The 18,039-nt window shown below is 46.8% G+C and carries 14 protein-coding genes and 3 pseudogenes; 13 read left to right on the top strand and 4 right to left on the bottom strand.

What is annotated here, in order from left to right:
• A pseudogene (locus tag GSO_RS17630) lies at positions 1-113 on the top strand (3'-5' exonuclease); the annotation flags it as partial.
• A 92-nt stretch (positions 114-205) separates the two neighbouring features.
• Here the strand turns inward: GSO_RS17630 and GSO_RS00520 are convergent.
• The 3 genes from GSO_RS00520 to GSO_RS00530 form a co-directional block, all read right to left on the bottom strand.
• Positions 206-1,111: a peptidylprolyl isomerase PrsA gene (locus GSO_RS00520; RefSeq protein ID WP_010487850.1), complete on the bottom strand. Its 906-nt coding sequence runs from the start codon at positions 1,109-1,111 to the stop codon at positions 206-208.
• Between the two features lie 147 nt (positions 1,112-1,258).
• Entirely contained in the window at positions 1,259-1,618 is a 360-nt protein-coding gene (locus GSO_RS00525) for a YtxH domain-containing protein (protein WP_010487851.1), read from the bottom strand.
• Positions 1,615-2,049, bottom strand: a complete 435-nt coding sequence (locus tag GSO_RS00530) for an HIT family protein (RefSeq protein WP_010487852.1) — start codon at positions 2,047-2,049, stop codon at positions 1,615-1,617. The genes GSO_RS00525 and GSO_RS00530 overlap by 4 nt, the downstream gene beginning before the upstream one ends.
• Positions 2,050-2,146: 97 nt before the next feature.
• On the opposite strand from GSO_RS00530, the gene GSO_RS00535 reads away from it, so the two are divergent.
• The 4 genes from GSO_RS00535 (at position 2,147) to trmB (ending at position 6,169) form a co-directional block, all read left to right on the top strand.
• Complete coding sequence (locus GSO_RS00535; RefSeq protein WP_010487853.1) at positions 2,147-2,878, top strand: ABC transporter ATP-binding protein; 732 nt, start codon at positions 2,147-2,149, stop codon at positions 2,876-2,878.
• Positions 2,875-4,089, top strand: a complete 1,215-nt coding sequence (locus GSO_RS00540) for an ABC transporter permease (RefSeq protein ID WP_010487854.1) — start codon at positions 2,875-2,877, stop codon at positions 4,087-4,089. Before GSO_RS00535 ends, GSO_RS00540 begins: the two co-directional genes overlap by 4 nt.
• A gap of 209 nt (positions 4,090-4,298) precedes the next feature.
• Positions 4,299-5,072, top strand: a complete 774-nt coding sequence (locus GSO_RS00545; protein ID WP_010487855.1) for a phosphotransferase family protein — start codon at positions 4,299-4,301, stop codon at positions 5,070-5,072.
• Between the two features lie 458 nt (positions 5,073-5,530).
• Positions 5,531-6,169, top strand: a complete 639-nt coding sequence (gene trmB, locus GSO_RS00550) for a tRNA (guanosine(46)-N7)-methyltransferase TrmB (protein WP_010487856.1) — start codon at positions 5,531-5,533, stop codon at positions 6,167-6,169.
• Here the strand turns inward: trmB and GSO_RS00555 are convergent.
• Positions 6,166-6,507, bottom strand: a complete 342-nt coding sequence (locus GSO_RS00555; RefSeq protein ID WP_010487857.1) for a hypothetical protein — start codon at positions 6,505-6,507, stop codon at positions 6,166-6,168. The genes trmB and GSO_RS00555 overlap by 4 nt on opposite strands.
• A gap of 162 nt (positions 6,508-6,669) precedes the next feature.
• Between GSO_RS00555 and GSO_RS00560 the strand changes: the two genes are divergently transcribed.
• From GSO_RS00560 to GSO_RS00590, 8 genes and pseudogenes are all read left to right on the top strand, one after another.
• Entirely contained in the window at positions 6,670-6,987 is a 318-nt protein-coding gene (locus GSO_RS00560) for a thioredoxin family protein (protein WP_010487858.1), read from the top strand.
• Positions 6,988-7,001: 14 nt separating this feature from the next.
• Entirely contained in the window at positions 7,002-7,640 is a 639-nt protein-coding gene (gene ytpR / locus GSO_RS00565; RefSeq protein WP_010487859.1) for a YtpR family tRNA-binding protein, read from the top strand.
• Positions 7,641-7,815: 175 nt separating this feature from the next.
• Positions 7,816-8,601: pseudogene (locus GSO_RS18630) on the top strand (DNA translocase FtsK); the annotation flags it as partial.
• 87 nt (positions 8,602-8,688) lie between these two features.
• A pseudogene (locus GSO_RS18635) lies at positions 8,689-10,194 on the top strand (DNA translocase FtsK); the annotation flags it as partial.
• Positions 10,191-11,513 (top strand): UDP-N-acetylmuramate--L-alanine ligase, encoded by a 1,323-nt coding sequence (murC, locus tag GSO_RS00575; RefSeq protein ID WP_010487861.1) that lies wholly within the window; start codon positions 10,191-10,193, stop codon positions 11,511-11,513. The pseudogene GSO_RS18635 and the gene murC, both read left to right, overlap by 4 nt.
• Before the next feature lie 268 nt (positions 11,514-11,781).
• Entirely contained in the window at positions 11,782-13,302 is a 1,521-nt protein-coding gene (locus GSO_RS00580) for an AcpB/EbpR/MafR family transcriptional regulator (protein ID WP_010487862.1), read from the top strand.
• Between the two features lie 422 nt (positions 13,303-13,724).
• Positions 13,725-17,225 (top strand): hypothetical protein, encoded by a 3,501-nt coding sequence (locus tag GSO_RS00585; RefSeq protein ID WP_010487863.1) that lies wholly within the window; start codon positions 13,725-13,727, stop codon positions 17,223-17,225.
• A 34-nt stretch (positions 17,226-17,259) separates the two neighbouring features.
• Positions 17,260-18,036 carry a WxL domain-containing protein gene (locus tag GSO_RS00590; protein ID WP_010487864.1) on the top strand — a complete coding sequence of 259 codons (777 nt, stop codon included), beginning with the start codon at positions 17,260-17,262 and terminating at the stop codon, positions 18,034-18,036.
• Positions 18,037-18,039 lie beyond the last annotated feature (3 nt).

Below are 18,039 nucleotides of genomic sequence, written 5' to 3' on the forward strand. Positions count from 1 at the left end.
CCACCGCTTACCAGCATGTTGATCCGGGGACGTTTACCGAACGACTTTTTAGCATGGATAATCGCCGCTTTTATCGGCCGACAAATGGTCAGACATTTCCGGATCCACATTGATGTCATTAAGCAAGCATGACTAAAAACTGAAGGTACGCAAAAAGGCTCGCGCCACGTCCGCGAGCCTTTTGTCATCCTGTTTGGGCTAGGTTTTAGTTGGAAGTGCTTGAACTGCTTGAGCCGCTGCTCAGGTAGCTTGAAAGAACGTCTTTAAGGTCGTTATCCTTAATTGAAACGTTAGCCTTCTTCAAGACTTTGGTAATAACACCGTTCATCACGGTCTGATCACTCTGCCATGAAGTGTAAATCTGATTTTCCAGATCCTTCTTGTGTTCCTTCATGGTACCTTTCTTGCCGATGGAAATGGCACGAATGACATGGTACCCATATTGGGTCTTAACCGGTGTTGTCGTGATATCGCCAGGCTTTTTGAGCTTGAAGGCAGCTGTCTTGAAGGTTGAATCCAGGCTGGTATCCGTGTTATCGAAGGCAGTTAACTTACCACCTTTATTCTTGGTACCTGTATCGATAGAGTTCTTCTTAGCCAAAGCCTCGAAGTTCTTTTCGGTTGGATCCTTTTGGTAATCGGAAATGATTTGCTTAGCTTCATCTTCGGTCTTAACCAAGATATGCTGTACCTGAATCTTTGGTTGGTACTTCTTCCACTGAGCTTCAATTTGCTTCGTGGTTGGCTTCTTCATGTCCTTTAAAGCAACTTCGGAATACAACGTTGTCCGGATTTGATCTTTGAAGCTTGATTCGGTGTAGCCGTTTTGTTCAAGCGTTGAATCAAATGAAGAACCATATTGCTTCTTCAGCTTGTTGAACTGGCTGTTGACCTTTTTGTCTGATACCTTGTTCGGGTATTGTTGTTCTAACGCCTTTAAAACGATCATGTTACGCAAGGTCGCTTGACCCGTGGTCGTTTTCTTCATGGCGTTGTAATACTCATCTTTGGTGATCTTGGCACCCTTCATATTTGCGACAGTACCGCTTGAACAGCCTGCTAAGGTCACTGCTACAAACAAACCGACAACGCCGAGAATCCATTTTTTCATGCAATCACACATCCTAATCTAAAAAGTTTCTGTTTAACACTGCCGTCTACTATACCATAACTTATCGCCATACGCCGATCTTCACATAACTTTCAATAATCCGTCACGGCTTGGCGACAACTGCTTACGCCATTTTCAATGTTTTGGTTAAGGTTTTGCTGTAGACGTCGGTGCTTTGGTGCCAAGATCGCTGACTGCCTCATTGATCTTATCGAGATGTTCCTGGATCGCGTCCGTACGCGGTGCCGTTTCGAATTCGAAAGTTTCGACGCTGTTGGTAATGTCTTTCATGGCTGGCTTGAGTGTTTGATCAACTTCAGCGGACAAGTTCGTTAGCGACTCGCTGAGGTGGTTGATGCTTTGGCGAACTTGGGTGACGCCATTTGCAACGCCGTTAAAATAAGCAGCAATCTCCTGTTGCCGTTGCGGACCGGTTTTTTTGGCCGTTAATATTCCATAAATCGTACCGGCAACCGCGCCTAATAAAAAGCCGTGACGAAATTTCATGCTTGTGCCTCCAGCTGGTTGCGAATTTTGGCGGCAACGGCCTCAAGCTTGGCATTATCGTACTGAGCGCTGTGATCACCGAAATGCATACCGAAGTCGTCTTGATCACTGTAGCGGGGGATCAAGTGGATATGTGAATGAAAGACGCTTTGATAAGCAACTTTGCCGTTATTGTTCAAGATGTTCATGCCTTTGATGGCCGGGTTGCTTGCCTTAATCGCCCGGGCAATTTTTGGCACCCGTTCAAAAACTGCGGCGGCTAGGTCAGTATCATAGGCAAAAATATCGGGAACGTGTTTCTTAGGTACGATTAGCGTATGGCCCGGCGTGACTTGCGTGATATCCAAAAACGCCTTCACGACATCGTCTTCATAAACCGGAACGTTGGGAATCTCATTACGAACAATCTTACAAAAAATGCAATCAATCATGTTCTTGCCTCATTTCTGCTTACGCTTTTGTTAATAGAAACCTTGATTTCATGCTATCATATCCCTAACTGAAATTATACAGATAGGGACTGGTAAGATGACTTTAACAATTGATGGACTCACTGGCGGTTACGGCAATTTAACGATTCTCAAAGATGTCAGCTTCTCGGTACCTTCAGGCAAAATTGTCGGGTTAATCGGTCTTAACGGGGCAGGTAAATCGACGACTATTAAACATATTATTGGTTTACTGACGCCCCAAGCCGGCACAATTGACTTAGACGGTAAAACATTAAATACCGATCCAACCGGTTTTCGTGCCAGCCTAGCTTATGTACCGGAAACCCCGGTGCTTTATCCGGAGTTGACGCTTCGCGAGCATCTTGACATGACGATCATGGCTTACGATCTTGATAAAGACGCAGCTTGGCGCGAAGCCGATACGATGCTGGAACGGTTCCGCCTTGACAACAAAATGGACTGGTTCCCGGCTAAATTTTCAAAAGGTATGCAGCAAAAGGTGATGATAGTGGCGGCGTTTATGACGCATGCCCAACTATTCATCATCGACGAACCGTTTACCGGTCTTGATCCGCTGGCCATTCATGATCTTTTGGACATCGTCACGGCTAAAAAGCAGCAAGGGGCATCGGTGCTCATGTCAACGCATATCCTGGCAACCGCCCAGCAGTATGCTGACGAGTTTGTGTTGATCAAATCCGGAAAAGTGCGGGCGACCGGCGACATGGCCTCCCTGAAGCAACAATTCGGTTTGCAGGACGGCAGCCTGGATGATATTTACATGAAGATGACGGAGGAAAAAGCATGATCAAGTTGTGGCGATCCCGTCTCCGTCAACATGTGCAAGAACAGCAAAAATATTTGCGGTTGGTGTTTAACGATCATTTCGTTTTGATTTTGCTGATTTTGTTTGGCGGTGCGCTTTATGCATATAGTCAAATTGTTAAAACCTTGCAACCTTCTGGATGGCTTGCTTTAGGACTGGCTCTGATTTTCACCGGCTTTCTGAGCCTTGGTCAGCTGGCCACGCTTGCGGAAGCACCGGATCAAATTTTCTTGTTGCCAAAAGCCGAAGCCTTTAAAACTTATTTGTTGAAGGCACGCCATTATAGCATGATCCTACCTGGCATCTTGTTAACGTTTACGAGTTTAGCGATGTGGCCGTTATTTGCGCAGCTTGGTCAGGATCCGGCAAGCGGAACGATGGCATTGCTCGTGTCCTTGTGGTTGTTTAAAGATCTTGATTTGTGGTTGCAGTTTTTACAGCGGTACCACCTGCCGATTCGCTGGCATCACGAGCGGCTCATACTGCTTGGTATTGCGTTCATCGCCTTGTTTGGCGGATTTTACCTTCATCCTGCCATGACGCTTTTGGTGGCGTTAATCTTGGATCTTGTTTTTAGATGGCAGTTAAAATCGGTGCTTGACCAAGGACAATTGAATTTTTCCGTTTTAATCAACTTGGAAGAGGCACGAATGGGGCGGTTGTATCGGTTTTACAATCTCTTTACCGATGTGCCTGGCTTAGCCAACAGTGTCCATCGGCGCCGATATCTGGATGGCTTGTTGAAACTGGTCAAGCCCCAGCAGGCAACGACATGGCTATTCCTGTATTTGCGTGGCTTTTTGCGCGGCGGCGAATACCTTGGTTTGTATGTGCGTTTACTCGTCATCGGTGCCGTGATCGTGGCCGTTTTGTCACCGTGGTGGCTGGTGCTGGGCTTTGCCATCTTGTTTCTTTACATGGTCGGGTTCCAACTGTTACCGTTTTATTATCAGTATGATGATATTGTCTTTGTGCATTTGTATCCCGTGGCGCCTGAGCAGAAGCCGGCTGCGTTTGAGCAGCTGTTAACGGTTTTGCTGTTGATTGAAGTACTGACATTTACGCTTGTGACACTTGTTCGGTTGCAATGGTTGGCAGCCGGATCAATCTTCATCGGTGGCGGACTTTTTGTCTGGGCATTTACCCGCTGGTATGCGCGCATGCGGTTAAAACAGCATCACGTCATGATTTAATCCTGGTTGGCTGACAGCTCCAAGTCAAAACAAAAACGTTCGGTGGAAAATGAAAAGCCTGCGTATTTCGTCAGGGTAGCTGCAATTGGCAATCAGTCTTGACGGGCAAATCGCAACTTAGTAATATGAAACGTGGACGCACGAGCGCCTGGGAGTGTCTTTTTGATGACTAGAACCATTCCTGCGGCCAGATATAAGGAGTAGTGCCTATGGAGTTTGAATTAGATGCCGGGTGGTCCCTGCAACCTGCGGGCGGTTCCACCGGAAGTGCGTTTCTTGGGGTTTATGCGAATCAAAAGTATTTCCTTAAACGTAACGCTTCACCATTTCTTGCGGCACTTTCAGTTGAACACATCACCCCGCGGTTGCTATGGACGCGCCGGGTCAGTACCGGCGATGTGTTAACCGCACAAGAATGGTTAGACGGCGAAACGTTGACTCGCGAGCAAATGATGCAGCCGGTCGTCGCCAGCATGTTAGCAAAGGTACACCACTCAAGTTTATTAAAGCGAATGCTTCGCCAAGTCGGCGGTCAAGTGTTAGATCCTGATCAGTTACGCCAATCGTTGTTGCAGAACTTTCCCGAAAATCTCGCCGCTCAACCGCGGGTGAAGCAGGCACTGGCGGAAATCCAACGCTGGGTGCCGCGGGTAACCGTGCAAAGTGTTTGCCACGGCGACTTGAATCACAAGAATTGGCTGCGAGCAAACGGCCGCCTTTATTTAGTCGATTGGGAGCAAGTGGCACTAGGTGATCCGGCTTATGATCTTGCGGATGTCATGGCACATTACGGCAACCACGACACGTGGCCGGCGTTCCTAGCAGCTTATGGGGCAAACATGGATGATCAGTTGCAACATCGACTTTATTGGTACAGTGACCTGCATTTATTAAGCGATATGAAGACCGCTGCGTTGCATCAGCGATCGGATGAAGTGGCAAAAGCCCTGCGCCAGTTCGAGGTACTGCAATCCACACATTGAAGTGGTGCAACAAGTAGCAAATCAAAAGGCCTGTGGCAAAATGGTTTTGTCGCGGGTCTTTTGATTTGTTGAGCGTGAGCCGGCGCGCTTAGAAGCCGGAGTATAAGTGGCCTTGAACCTGAATGGCTAGTCTTTGGCCATTCAGGTTCAAGGTCCTTATGTGCAGGCTTCTGCGCCGGCGAACGCGTTATGGAGAGCTGAGCGTGAACAGGAGCGCTTAGAAATCGGAGTGTAAGTGGCCTCAAACCTAAATGGCCAAAGCCCAGCCATTTAGGTTTGAGGTCCTTACACGGAGATTTCTGCGACTGTGAACGCGTTATGGAGAGCGTAATGCCGGACACGCGCAGGTTTCTGCGCCGGCGAACACGTTACGGCAACTACCGGCTCTAAACAAACATGCAAGTTAACTCAAAAAATCACCGCATTAAACAATACTCAAAGATAAGGAAACGATACCAATGCGATTACGTAACAAGACATGGGCTAAACCATTGATTGAGGCTCATCCAGAGATGATCCTCGTACGGCCAGAAAAAATGCCCGGTCAGTGGCAGACACGATTTGCTCAAGACCAGCCACTCTATCTTGAAGTCGGGTCTGGCAAAGGGCAGTTTATTGTTGCCATGGCTCAAGCCCATCCGGACTATAATTTCATCGCTTTGGAATTGCAGGAAGCAGCCATTGCCATGATTCTAAAGAAGCAGGTGGCGTTAAAACTGCCTAATCTTCAGCTCGTTTTAGGCGACGGCGCCGATTTAACCGATTATTTTGCTGACGGTGAAATTAGCGGTTTGTTTTTGAACTTTTCCGACCCGTGGCCAAAAACCAGACACGAAAAAAGACGGCTGACTTATCGCGACTTTTTGCGGCAGTATCAAGCGATTATGAAGCCAAACGCCTTATTGCAGTTTAAATCCGATAATCAGGGGCTTTTTGAATATTCGTTGGTGAGCATGAATAACTTTGGCATGACCTTTAACCTCGTGTCACTTGATCTTCATCACGACAAGCGCATTACCGATAATGTGCCAACCGAGTACGAGGAGAAGTTCAGTGCTGACGGCGGCCGGATTTACGAGCTAGTCGCGCATTTTTAGTTTTCCACCAAGTGAAGTTGGTGGAGTCGCCATAAATGGCCATCAGGTTGTACCGCAAATTCAAATTGTTGGCGGGTACGGTGGTGACGTATCGTCAGGCCACCTGTATAAACCCGAACATGGTGCTGACCAGGCGTTTCAATCGTTATCGGATACATGGCAATCCAACTGTTCTCAATGGTTCCGCGGTTTGCGAAACCGGCTTTAATGTTGGCTAGAAGCCGATTAGGGATGGTTCGGTAATAAAGTCGGTGATGAATCAGCACCGATATTCCCACTGTGATGATGCCGGTTGCTAACCAGACAGCAAAAGACGATCTTAATTTCGAAACTCGCATGATAGCCCTCCTTAACGCAAAAGATGCTATGTCTTTTTTCAGTTGTCGGCTTGTGATTAAACATCTAACTTAAGTATAATGTAACTAATATGAAGTGACATTGCACCAATGCGGTTTTCCTGTTATAGTTACTTTTAAATAGTAAGCGAAAGGGTGTTGGCTATGAAAGAACTTGGATCGAATACAGCAATTTTGGATGAGGTTAAAAAACCAGGCAAGAAAATGCTGTTCTTCTCTGCAGATTGGTGCTCGGATTGCCGCTTTATCAAACCGGCAATGCCAGAAATCGAAAAAGATTTTCCGGACTATGAATTTGTCGCGGTTGATCGTGATAAGAATTTAGAAGTTGCCCAGGACATGGGTGTCTTCGGTATTCCTAGCTTTATTGCCTTTAATGATGGCAAGGAAGTCGGTCGGTTTGTTAATAAAGACCGTAAAACAAAGCAACAAGTCGAGGATTTCATCAACGGCTTGCATTAATTTTGGAGGTTCACATGCTTATTACAAGTTATAATCAATCAGCATTCGGTGATACGTTAATTACGATCACAGGGCCGGATACAGCGACACAGACGACCCAGCAAAATGGGGACGTTGTGGCGATCTTAAATGACCAAAACCAGGTGATCGGCTATAACTTTTTCAAGGTCAGTCAGTGGCTGGGTTCTTTAACAGGCAAAGGTCAGGTTAAGTTGACCAAAGAACAAGTGGCAAAACTAAATGCTGCTATTCAAGAAGCTGGGTTACCGGGTCAGCTTGAAGCAGATGACAAGCCCAAGTTTGTGATTGGCAAAATTGTCGATTTCAAGGACCATCCTGATGCTGATCATTTGCATGTGGCGCAGGTTGATATTGGTGATAAGCAGGTGCAGATTGTTTGCGGCGCGCCCAATGCGGCTTTAGGACAGACGGTCGTGGTGGCACTGCCTGGTGCCATGATGCCAGATGGTAAGATTATCTGGCCGGGTTCACTGCGCGGCGTTGCCTCTTACGGCATGATCAGCAGCGCCCGTGAATTGGCCATTCCCGGCGCCCCACAACGCCGCGGTATCCTTGTGATGCCAGATGAGCTGTCTGCCGGTACTCCGTTTGATGCCAAAAAAGCCGCGGCAGTGGTGGCTGCGCAAGCATAATGGAATCTGTTTAAAATAGGTTGTAAATCGACTCAGGAGTACAATGACTCTTGGGTCGATTTTTTGTGAGCGCGTTATGATGAAAAGATTATTTTTATAGATCAAGGATTCGGGGAACCGGCGCGTATGCTAAAATGGAGACACTGTAAAAACACGATAAAAAGGGGATTCAATCATGGCACATTATGATGGGCCGGCATTTTTACATCAAAATAACTTGCCAACACCTGAATCCGAATTAACGAATTCGAAATGGAAGCAGCCGCAAGACGAGCCATATCACTTGCCACCGCAGCTGGCGCACGCGCCGAAAAAACCGGTGAATCCGCGAAAAGTCGCAGAAGCGCAGGCAGATTTGCGGGCCATGAGCCATCCGCTGCCAAGCCATGATCGCGATCGAATTGCGAGTCTCACAACACCGAATAGTACGGTCCGAACCCTGCCAAAAGAGCGGATTGACTACCAGAAGATCGCGATTGCTTTAAGGCCGGATGAGCAAAGTGTTTATCTTTTTGTGGGTCATGGAACCAAGCCAAGTAAGCAGATTGAAGCTGATTCATTAGCCATTGCGGTGACACCATCGGAATCTGTTAGCGAAGAAGAAGGGGCGTCAGCGACAACTTCAACTACTGCTTCCGAGCCAGTTGCCAGAGACCCAGCCGCGGCTGTTCATGAGGCAAGCGAACCGCAGAAGCCGCATGCCGTTGCAGCAGCTGCTGCTAAACCAGTTAAGCCGCAGCCGACGTCTGACGCAGAGGTGCAAGCCACGACTGAAGAAGACGTTAAACCTGCACCGTCAGTGGAAGTTTCATCAATGCCGAAGACGCCATCCGCCAATGTCGGACAAGAGACGAAACCGCATGGGCCTAATAGCCGCAAAGCTGCCCGAATCGAAGCGTTAAGACGCAAGCACGAAGCCAAAAAACTACGCAAGGCGTTAGCAGCACAGAAGGCGAAGTCGTTGGCAAGCAAGGATGCCGAAAGTGCACGGTCAGCACCGTCAATACCGGAAGCACGAGGCGCAAGCGAGGCGTCTACATCACATTTGCAATCAGGGACAGCCGGGCTGCCTGCGTCAATGACAGCCTCGGAGTACCCCGTTACAGCGGTTAGCGCAGATGATGATGCCACCACAGAGACTATCCCGCCATTAAGCTTACTGTCGCCGCCAGTTGTGGCTGATCAGGCAGCCCAGCGTGACTGGGTTCAGCAACAGCGCCAACGACTCGATCAAACACTTCAAGCCTTTAACGTCGACGCACATGTGGTCGCCGATACGATTGGGCCAACAGTGACGCAATTTCAGGTCAGTTTGGCAAGCGGAGTCAAGGTTAGCAAAATCACCAACTTGAACGATGATCTTAAACTGGCATTAGCGGCCAAAGACATCCGGATTGAAGCTCCGATTCCCGGGAAAAATACGGTTGGCATCGAAATCCCCAATTTGAAACCGCGACCGGTCATGCTGCGGGAAGTGCTCGATACCCCAGCCTTTCAGCAGGCAAAATCGCCATTGACCATTGCACTTGGGGTTGATCTTTTTGGTCAGCCAGTTGTCACGAATCTCGCCAAAATGCCGCACGGATTGATTGCCGGTGCGACCGGATCGGGTAAGTCGGTTTTTATCAATAGTTTGCTGGTTTCGTTGCTGTATAAAGCCACACCACAGCAAGTGCGCTTACTTTTGATCGACCCTAAGGCCGTTGAACTGGCTGGATACAATGGCTTACCACATCTGGTGTCGCCGGTTATCTCCGATCCTAAAGCTGCCAGCGCGGCGTTAAAGTGGGTTGTCACCACGATGAATGATCGTTATAAGAAGCTAGCAGCGGCTGGTGTTCGTAATCTGGAACAGTTTAATGCGAAGGCTAAACGTCATCAGGAATATAACCAAGTGTTACCGTATTTGGTCATTATCATTGATGAGTTGGCGGATTTGATGTTAGCGGCTGGCAGCGAGATTCAAGACGATATTGCCCGGATCACCGCCAAGGCGCGTGCAGCAGGTATTCACTTACTGGTTGCCACGCAACGCCCTAGTGTTGATGTGATCACCGGTACGATTAAGAATAATATTCCAACACGGATCGCCTTCATGACCGCCAGTCAAATTGACTCGCGGACCATTATCGATACCGCTGGCGCAGAACGGCTTTTAGGCCGCGGCGACATGTTGTACTTAGGTAACGGTGCCAGTCAGCCAATTCGACTGCAAGGCACGTTTGTCGATCGGGAAATCGATCAAATTGTGGATTATGTGAAGGCACGGCAAGGACCGCGGTATTTATTTGATCCAGCAGGACTTGTCAAGTCGGCTGAAGCCGAAGCCAGCAATGCCCATGAAGATGAGCTTATGCCCGATGTTCTGGACTACCTGGCTGGCGAACGCCACATTTCGACATCTAAACTGCAGCGGGTCTTTTCAATCGGATATAATCGCGCGGCGAATCTCATTGATACACTGGAAGCTCGGCATCTGGTGTCAGCAGCTAAAGGCGCCAAACCGCGTGAAGTTTATTACACACAAGCAAAGAAAGAGGAACAATCGTCATGACAGAGGCAACCTATTATTTTATCGGTATCAAAGGCTCAGGAATGAGCGCATTGGCATTGGTGTTACATGATTTAGGCCACAAAGTGCTGGGGAGTGACATCACCCAGTATACGTTTACCCAAAAAGGCTTGGCAGCAGCCGGGATTACCATGCTGCCATTTGATCCTGCCAATTTGAAGCCAGGCTATACCGTCATCGCTGGCAACAGTTTTACCGACGATCATCCGGAAATCAAGCAGGCCAAGGCGATGGGGCTGACCATTTATCGCTATCATGAGTTCCTCGGCCAATTGATTAAAGGGTACACCAGCATCGGGGTTGCCGGTGCCCATGGTAAAACCAGCACGACCGGTTTACTTGCCCACACGTTAAGTGGTGTTGCCAAAACCAGCTATTTAATTGGTGATGGTACCGGAAAAGGCGTGCGCGATTCAAAATTCTTTGTTTTTGAAGCAGACGAATATCGGCGGCATTTTCTGGCCTATCATCCCGATTACATGATTATGACGAACATCGACTTTGATCATCCCGACTATTATCACGGCTTTGAAGATGTTTACGATGCATTCGAAACCGAGGCTAACCAAGTTCAAAAAGCAATCGTTGCCTGGGGTGATGATCCATGGCTGCGCAAATTAAAGGCCAAAGTGCCGGTTTATTATTATGGCACCAGCGATCGGGACGATTTTCAGGCGCGGAACGTGGATCGCGACACTAAAGGCAGCAGTTTTGATGCGTATTTCCACGATCAGCTAATCGGCCACTTCTTTGTTCCATTGTTTGGCGAGCACAGTGTCCTCAATGCGTTGGCCGTTGTTGCAGTCGCACATATGGAGAAACTTGATGCCGGGTTAATTGCCCGTGAGCTGGGAAACTTTGGTGGCGTCAAACGGCGCTTTGCCGAAAAGGATCTCAAGGATATGATCATTGTGGATGATTATGCCCACCACCCCAATGAGATTAAGGCCACGCTGGATGCGGCCCGCCAAAAGTATCCTGATAAAGCGATCATTGCGGTTTTCCAACCCCATACTTATAGCCGAACCAAAGCTTATGAACCACAGTATGTTCAAGTGCTGAGCCAGGCCGACCAGACATTCCTGACACCGATTTTCAGTTCTGCGCGTGAAAAAAATGGCAACATTCGATCAGAGGACGTCGTGGCCCAAATCAAAGGCGCCGCGGTGATCCATCAGGAAGACATGCGACCACTGCTCAAGTTTCATCACGCGGTTGTTGTGTTCATGGGCGCTGGCGATATTCAAAAGTACGAAAAGGCTTATGAGTCACTGCTCAATGAAGAATCATTTACTAAATGACTAAAATGTCGATCAACCAATTTCATTGTTAATGTTTCCCAATATAGGCGCTGTATCTGAGAAAAAGACAGATTGCTTATATTGGGTTTTTGTTTGTTTAAAAATAGTACTAGGATTACTTTTATTATAAAAGTGGTCATCCAGTGTTGATAAGGCAGTAAAAGAACAAAAAGCAGCCTGACATGATAACGTCATCATGTTAATATGATTAAATATTAATGAACGATTCCTTAGAACAATCCGATGGCAAGATCGCGAGGCGAATAGCATGGATCTGTATGATTTCATTGAAAGCAACGAAGCTAGAGATGTGAAGCTGTTACAGTTACTTTTGACAGCGGGAACACATGGCTGTTCCTACCCACGATTACTTGAAAATTTACAGGTGACACCAAGTACACTTGCGGCCACTGTGGCATCCTTGCAACAACGGCTGCAGACATTTGATGAAGCAGCTCAGGTTAGGCAATGCAACGAAGGGAAAGGGCGCAGGCTCTTTTTGGAAACGCAAAAACCGGTTTTGTTTGATGACTTGTATCGGAAACTTTTACGACAGTCAAAGGAATATCAAATCTTGGCGGCGCTGCTGGAAAAAGGCAAGTGTCGGATTGACGAGTTTGCTTCCCAGTTGTACATGAGTAAAGCAGCTGTGTTTCGCAAAATCAAACAGTTGAATGACGCGTTGCGGCCCAACGCGATCAAAATTAAAAATGGCACGTTGGTTGGCTCGGAGGTTGAAATTCGCTATTTATATTATCAACTGGTTTTAAATAGTTATGATAGCGAAGAGCTTGCAGCCTTGACACGGACTTTTTCGGTTCGTCGCTACATCAGGAGATTCGAAGCACAAGCAAAAGTTAAATTTTCCGCTCATGGCGAAAGCAAGCTTTGCGTTTGGCTGGATATTGCGCTTAAACGCCATTTTACTTGTAATAAAAAATTTACGGGTATTCCGGAAGAAGCATTGCAGCAGCTGGAAACAAACCCGCTTTATCAGATGATTAGAAATTGGCTATTTGATATCGCCAAACAATATGCATTGGCTCTAGATGAATTTGAAGTCTATAACATTTATATTTTTGTCTGTTCGATGGACATCATTGATTTATCAGCAACTGACCTTCATCACGTTGAAAAATATCTAGCACTGGCCTTGCCAAGTGTGCAGCAGCGGAATCAATCTTTTATGGCGACGTTACGCCAAATCAATACGGGATTTGAAATACGGTGTTCAGGTACTTCCAAGATCCACATACACTATTCCTTAAATCAATTACACCACCGAATTCAGTTTTTTCAGGGAGATTTTAGGCTATTGACTCAGTCATCCGACTTGTTTGCAATCAGCGGTGAGCAGTTACAACACTTAAAAACCTTGGCCAGTGAGCTAGTCACTGTCGTAGCCAAGGGTGACACTTGCTGTGCTGAGCCTGCCAACCAGCTTTTTTTAAAGCAGCAGTACTTGCGGCTTTTAATGGTGACCCATGCTCAAATCGCTAAACCGGTTCGAATCGGCCTTCTCCTGCATGGCGACTGGTTAATGACATCTGCGTTAATGGCTCGCTTGAAGCTGGCATTGGCGGGCATATGTTCAATCGTCTTCGAAATTGCGGAACGACCGATGACATATGACTTACTGATTACCAGTTCCAAATTGTCGTCAGCCAGAGCGGCTGCCAAATATTACTACCGAATCAATGAAGTTGCAACAACATACGATATTGATCAAATCAAATCTTTGTTAAGCAGCATCATTTGCGAGCAGTCGGCCATACCAAGGCAATTTTGAAAAGGCAACGCAAATCTTAGTTGTGTTTTGATTAATGATTTTTGACATTTAGATGAGGCCCTAAACAGATATTTAGCATTTATAAAATATAACTGGATTCAATTCAAACTGCATGCGCAGCAAGGAAACTCGCTTATATTAATTAGCAAAAATTAATATATGTGATAAATATAAAAGCAATACAAAAGTCGGAATTTGAAGCTCCAAAATTCATAATGCCCAAAAATGTGAAATTTATGAGATCATCAAGATCTATAAAATTAGTTTTTGTAACATTCAGTGTTACACAATTGGAAATTATGAAAGGAGTGATAAAGGTGCCGTCAAAGCACATAAGATGGTGTTTCGTGCTATTAGCGCTGTTTACCGGTGTATGTGTCAGTTGCGTATTTTTGGCGTTTGAGGAGCAAGGCAATCCAAAAATGCAGTTTAAAGACCGGATTGCGAATACGGTTAAAGCCGCTGATCACCGTAAGAACGGAACTACACAGTATGGCAAGCTGAAGCAACCAGCGATGGTGCCTTTAAGCAAAACGGCCAGCCCAGCCTTATCAGCAAGACTGCTACTGCCCGGGGCAAGAATTGAGGGACAGGATGCAGTGTTTACATTAGGCGAGTATTTTAGTACCCAGACAAGATCACGGTGGATGAAGGGTGCTTATGAAGCTGATGGCACCAGTGTCCCATATTCCAATTCGAATATTTGGCCAACAATTCCTGACAAGGTCCAGAGCGCGACACGGCAAATGGGGTTGAATGAACCCAATAAGCGAATTGACGTGTTGTACAACAAGCAACAGATTGATTTGCTGTTTCATTCACGCACAGGCAAAGTGACGGGCGTTGGCTCGGCAACTGCCAAATATGGCAATGCCATTATTGTTAATGGCCGAGAAACGTCGACAAATCGCAATGCCATGGGCGTTTTGTCCTTGGTTGACAGTGATCCGGATGGTGTTTTAAAAGTGATCGCTACATCCGGCGGTAGTAGTGACAACGGGAAGATCAATCAGCATTTTGGTGATCAGTTTTATGGTCGGTTTGAATATATTTCGATGCGGGATCACAAATTTTTGAATTTAGGCTTTTTTCAAGACAATACCGCGGGTGCAACCGGGAATACCAGGAAGCAGGACTTTTTGAATCAGTGGGGCTTAAATCGCGTGCAACCTGTTCAACTGGGCGACATCATTAAAGTGGAAAATGTTGAAGGAAAAATCAGCTATGCCAAAGATTCACAGGTGCATACGTTGTCGGAAGCTGAATATCCTAATATTAAGAAAGCGGTTTTCTTCCAAATTACGAAACAAGGGTTTAAACCGATGAAAGTGAACCAGCTTGAAACCAGAGTTGTCGATGTGCCACAAAACGCGACTGATGCGGAATTGGATGCAACGTTCCCTAAGGCGCTCGGCATTAAATACAATATCGTTGCTAAGCGGTTTAGAACCCGACCGGATGTTAGCGAGCCCGGTAAAACCAAAGCATTCGTCCGAACTTTTGAAGTGCTAGAGGAAGATCGAGTTGCGGATTTTGACTATGAAGTCGACTTAAATGTGATTCCGGCTGGCGACATTAAAGCTAGGGACGGTCATTTTGTTCTAGGTGAACAGTGGCGGGCGAAAAATTTAAAACGCATGTTTGTCAGCGCCAACCAACTTGATGGCACCCCGGTTGCTTGGGTGGATGATCAAATCGAATTGGTGCTACCGCAGGCAATAAAGGACAAGCTGAATGCCAATAATAGGCGGATTGACGTGCTGTTCCAGAAGTTGCCGGCGCCATTTCTATTCAACTCGAATACGGGTCACATTCAATCCACGCAGACAGCAACGGCAACCTATGGTAACGCCATTGTTATTCGTGGCCAGGGTGACGAAGCTGGCCAATCGCGTGATGCCGGTGGTGCATACGGGTTGTTGAATGATGACGGCTTAAAAGTCATCGCTACATCCGGTGCTTCCAATGACAATGACCCACTCAATGACCAGTTTAAGGGGAAACCGTTCGCCGCGATTGCCCATGTTGATATGAAACAGGCAACCACCAAGAATCTGTCAAAAGAATCACTCAACTGGTTTAACGGTGATGCTAAGAAACAAGATTTTCTGAATGCGTGGGGCAACAATCGTGAATTGCCGGTCGAACCGGGTGATGTCATCATCGTGGCCAATGAGGCAGGTAAAATTGGTTATACTCAAGATTCGAAAGAACAGTCACTGGCGGCGATTAATCGCCCCAAGGAGCTTTATTTTGAAATTACCGATAAGGGTTATCGACCAATGCAGGTGAATCAGTTAAAACCACAAAGCGTCAATATCCCTGTTCACGCCACTCAAGATGAAATGGATCTGCGGCTGAGTGAATTTTTTAAATTACCATCCAAAGCCAAGCTGACAATCAAACGTTATGAAAGTAACCCTGACGTCGGTAAAGTCGGCAAAGCATCGGCAAAAGTAGTCGTTTCCGAAAAATTAATGAGTGGTAAAGAAGTTGAAGCCACCTATGATGTGCCGGTTCAAGTCGTGAAGCGAGCCACTTTTGCGACTCGGCCAATCACCTTTAATTTAGGTGAAACGGTCACGATGGAGAAATTAGGTGCGATGCTTGCATCGGCTAAAGAGTACGATGACCGCGACATCAAGTGGGGTGATCAGAAACTCTCGATTAATCGGCCGCAAGCCATTGATAAGCTGTTGAATCCTAAGAATCAACGCTTGACCAAAATTGGTAATCCCATTGATGTGACGATGCGTTTTGATGCCAGCACCGGGAGCGTCTTGTCGACCAACACTATGAAAGTCGGGTATGGTCATGCGATTGCCATTAAAGGTTACGAAATGACCCCTCGTACTGCTGGCGGTGTCATGGCCCTTGTCAAGGAACAGAATCAGTGGCAAATCGTGGCAACGGATGGCCTTGATGCTGACAATCATGCCGTGCACAATCGTTTCCCCAAAGAGCAGTATTTAAATGTGGCACTTTACTCAAGTGGCGGTGCTATGTTGACGATTTACGACCAAAAACAACTTGCCGCCGAGATGACCGCAAAAGGCGATACGCCAAAGCAACAATTACTGGATCAATGGGGTAAGAACCGGATCGCCCCAACTAATCCCGGCGACGTGCTCGCCGTGGAACACGCTGAAAACAAAGTAAGTTGGATGCAAGACGGTGTTGCCCAAAATATGCCCAAACGTCTGAATAAAAAGGAATGGCTGTTTGAAGTCACCGATAAAGGTTATCGATTGTTAGATTTAAATCAAATGGTTTTCCCAGCGTTAACATTTGAAAACCATACGGATCCATCGAAGGTCGAACAGGTTGTTAGAAATGAAGTTGCCAAGCAACAGACGTCAGTGAAGGTTGAGTCAATCGACATGCCTGACTTAAAGACGGTTGGGAAAAAGAAAATCAAACTCAAAGTCAGCCAAGCCAGCGTCGCCAAGAATAATCAACGAATTGCCTATGTCTACGAAATTCCAATTGAAGTCACCGAAGGCAGTCTCAGTTTTGTTCAAATGCCTAAAGTGATTGATTTTGGTAGTGTTCGGATTGACGGGAAACGGATTGAAGTTCCTAGAGTAGGCGATCAATCAACCATGACGATTAAAGTCAGAGATGGTCGGAGTCGAAAGACAAGTTGGACCCTAGATGTTCAACAACAGTCGCCGTTGACCGACAGCAAGCAGCGAACGGTTAAGCAATCGCTATTGTTTTTCCGTGAAGACGCACATGAATATCCGCTGAAAGTGGGTACGAATCAACGGATTAAGAAAGTTTCCAATGCACAAATCGATCATAGCTTTACTTATGACCCACAAGCAGGATTACTACTCCGCATACCGGAAAACATGTTTGATTTTTCGGCTGACACGTATGATTTTAAATTGCAATGGACGTTAGGCGACACACCAGTCTGAGAAGTAAAGAATTTATTCAGGAGGAAGATGACAAATGAAGACACACACAAAATTAAAGTTCATGGCGCTTGCAGCGTTGACGGTGGGGATGGCAGCGAACTCAGCGGTTGTTCATGCCGACGACGCCCGCACGGTGACAACCGACGGCAGCGTCAAAATTATGCAGTCAGATGCGCCGACCAGGGTTTTAAATCCACTTGACCCAAAAGACAAGACGCCAGGTACGGTGGCTAATGGCGACAACACCAAAAACGCTGGCGGGGAAGGCTTGACGTTAGATTATGTGTCGCAGCTGGATTTTGGCCAGTTAAAGCTGGATCCAAATGCTGCCACAACGGTTTATGCCAAACCTGATCAGTGGACAGGCCAGGATGGCAAAACGATTTCGGTGCCTAACCGCTTCCAGGTGACGGATAAGCGGCTGGGGGCAGATGCTTGGAAAGTCAGTTTATCAGCATCTGACCTTAAATCAGAGGAAAAGGATAGCCAAGGAAAGACGGTTAAGCTGGAGAATGCTTTCATCACGTTGCTGGAAAGCAGCGTTGTGGATGGCCAAGCTCGTGATGCCAGCAACCATTTTGGCTTAAGTAAAGCCATTAAAGTTTATATGGGTGACGGCCAGGCGACTGATGTTTTGGCGGTCAACGACAAGGATGTCGCCAAGGGAACCTTTATTAACCTTTTTAATCCGGCTAAGGCAGGGGAAGGTGTGTCATTGACCGTTCCGGCTGAAAGTTACACGACGAAGGGCTTGAAGTCAGCTGAATTTACCACCAAGTTGACATGGACGCTAACCAGTGCGCCGATTTAGTTA

It is taken from the genome of Lacticaseibacillus zeae DSM 20178 = KCTC 3804 (genome assembly GCF_000260435.1).
Lineage (GTDB): Bacteria > Bacillota > Bacilli > Lactobacillales > Lactobacillaceae > Lacticaseibacillus > Lacticaseibacillus zeae.

Bases quoted from the DNA above. Each gene is read 5' to 3' on its own strand.
- GSO_RS00520 (WP_010487850.1), bottom strand. From the start codon at position 1,111: ATGAAAAAATGGATTCTCGGCGTTGTCGGTTTGTTTGTAGCAGTGACC.
- GSO_RS00525 (WP_010487851.1), bottom strand. From the start codon at position 1,618: ATGAAATTTCGTCACGGCTTTTTATTAGGCGCGGTTGCCGGTACGATT.
- GSO_RS00530 (WP_010487852.1), bottom strand. From the start codon at position 2,049: ATGATTGATTGCATTTTTTGTAAGATTGTTCGTAATGAGATTCCCAAC.
- GSO_RS00535 (WP_010487853.1), top strand. From the start codon at position 2,147: ATGACTTTAACAATTGATGGACTCACTGGCGGTTACGGCAATTTAACG.
- GSO_RS00540 (WP_010487854.1), top strand. From the start codon at position 2,875: ATGATCAAGTTGTGGCGATCCCGTCTCCGTCAACATGTGCAAGAACAG.
- GSO_RS00545 (WP_010487855.1), top strand. From the start codon at position 4,299: ATGGAGTTTGAATTAGATGCCGGGTGGTCCCTGCAACCTGCGGGCGGT.
- trmB (WP_010487856.1), top strand. From the start codon at position 5,531: ATGCGATTACGTAACAAGACATGGGCTAAACCATTGATTGAGGCTCAT.
- GSO_RS00555 (WP_010487857.1), bottom strand. From the start codon at position 6,507: ATGCGAGTTTCGAAATTAAGATCGTCTTTTGCTGTCTGGTTAGCAACC.
- GSO_RS00560 (WP_010487858.1), top strand. From the start codon at position 6,670: ATGAAAGAACTTGGATCGAATACAGCAATTTTGGATGAGGTTAAAAAA.
- ytpR (WP_010487859.1), top strand. From the start codon at position 7,002: ATGCTTATTACAAGTTATAATCAATCAGCATTCGGTGATACGTTAATT.
- murC (WP_010487861.1), top strand. From the start codon at position 10,191: ATGACAGAGGCAACCTATTATTTTATCGGTATCAAAGGCTCAGGAATG.
- GSO_RS00580 (WP_010487862.1), top strand. From the start codon at position 11,782: ATGGATCTGTATGATTTCATTGAAAGCAACGAAGCTAGAGATGTGAAG.
- GSO_RS00585 (WP_010487863.1), top strand. From the start codon at position 13,725: ATGCAGTTTAAAGACCGGATTGCGAATACGGTTAAAGCCGCTGATCAC.
- GSO_RS00590 (WP_010487864.1), top strand. From the start codon at position 17,260: ATGAAGACACACACAAAATTAAAGTTCATGGCGCTTGCAGCGTTGACG.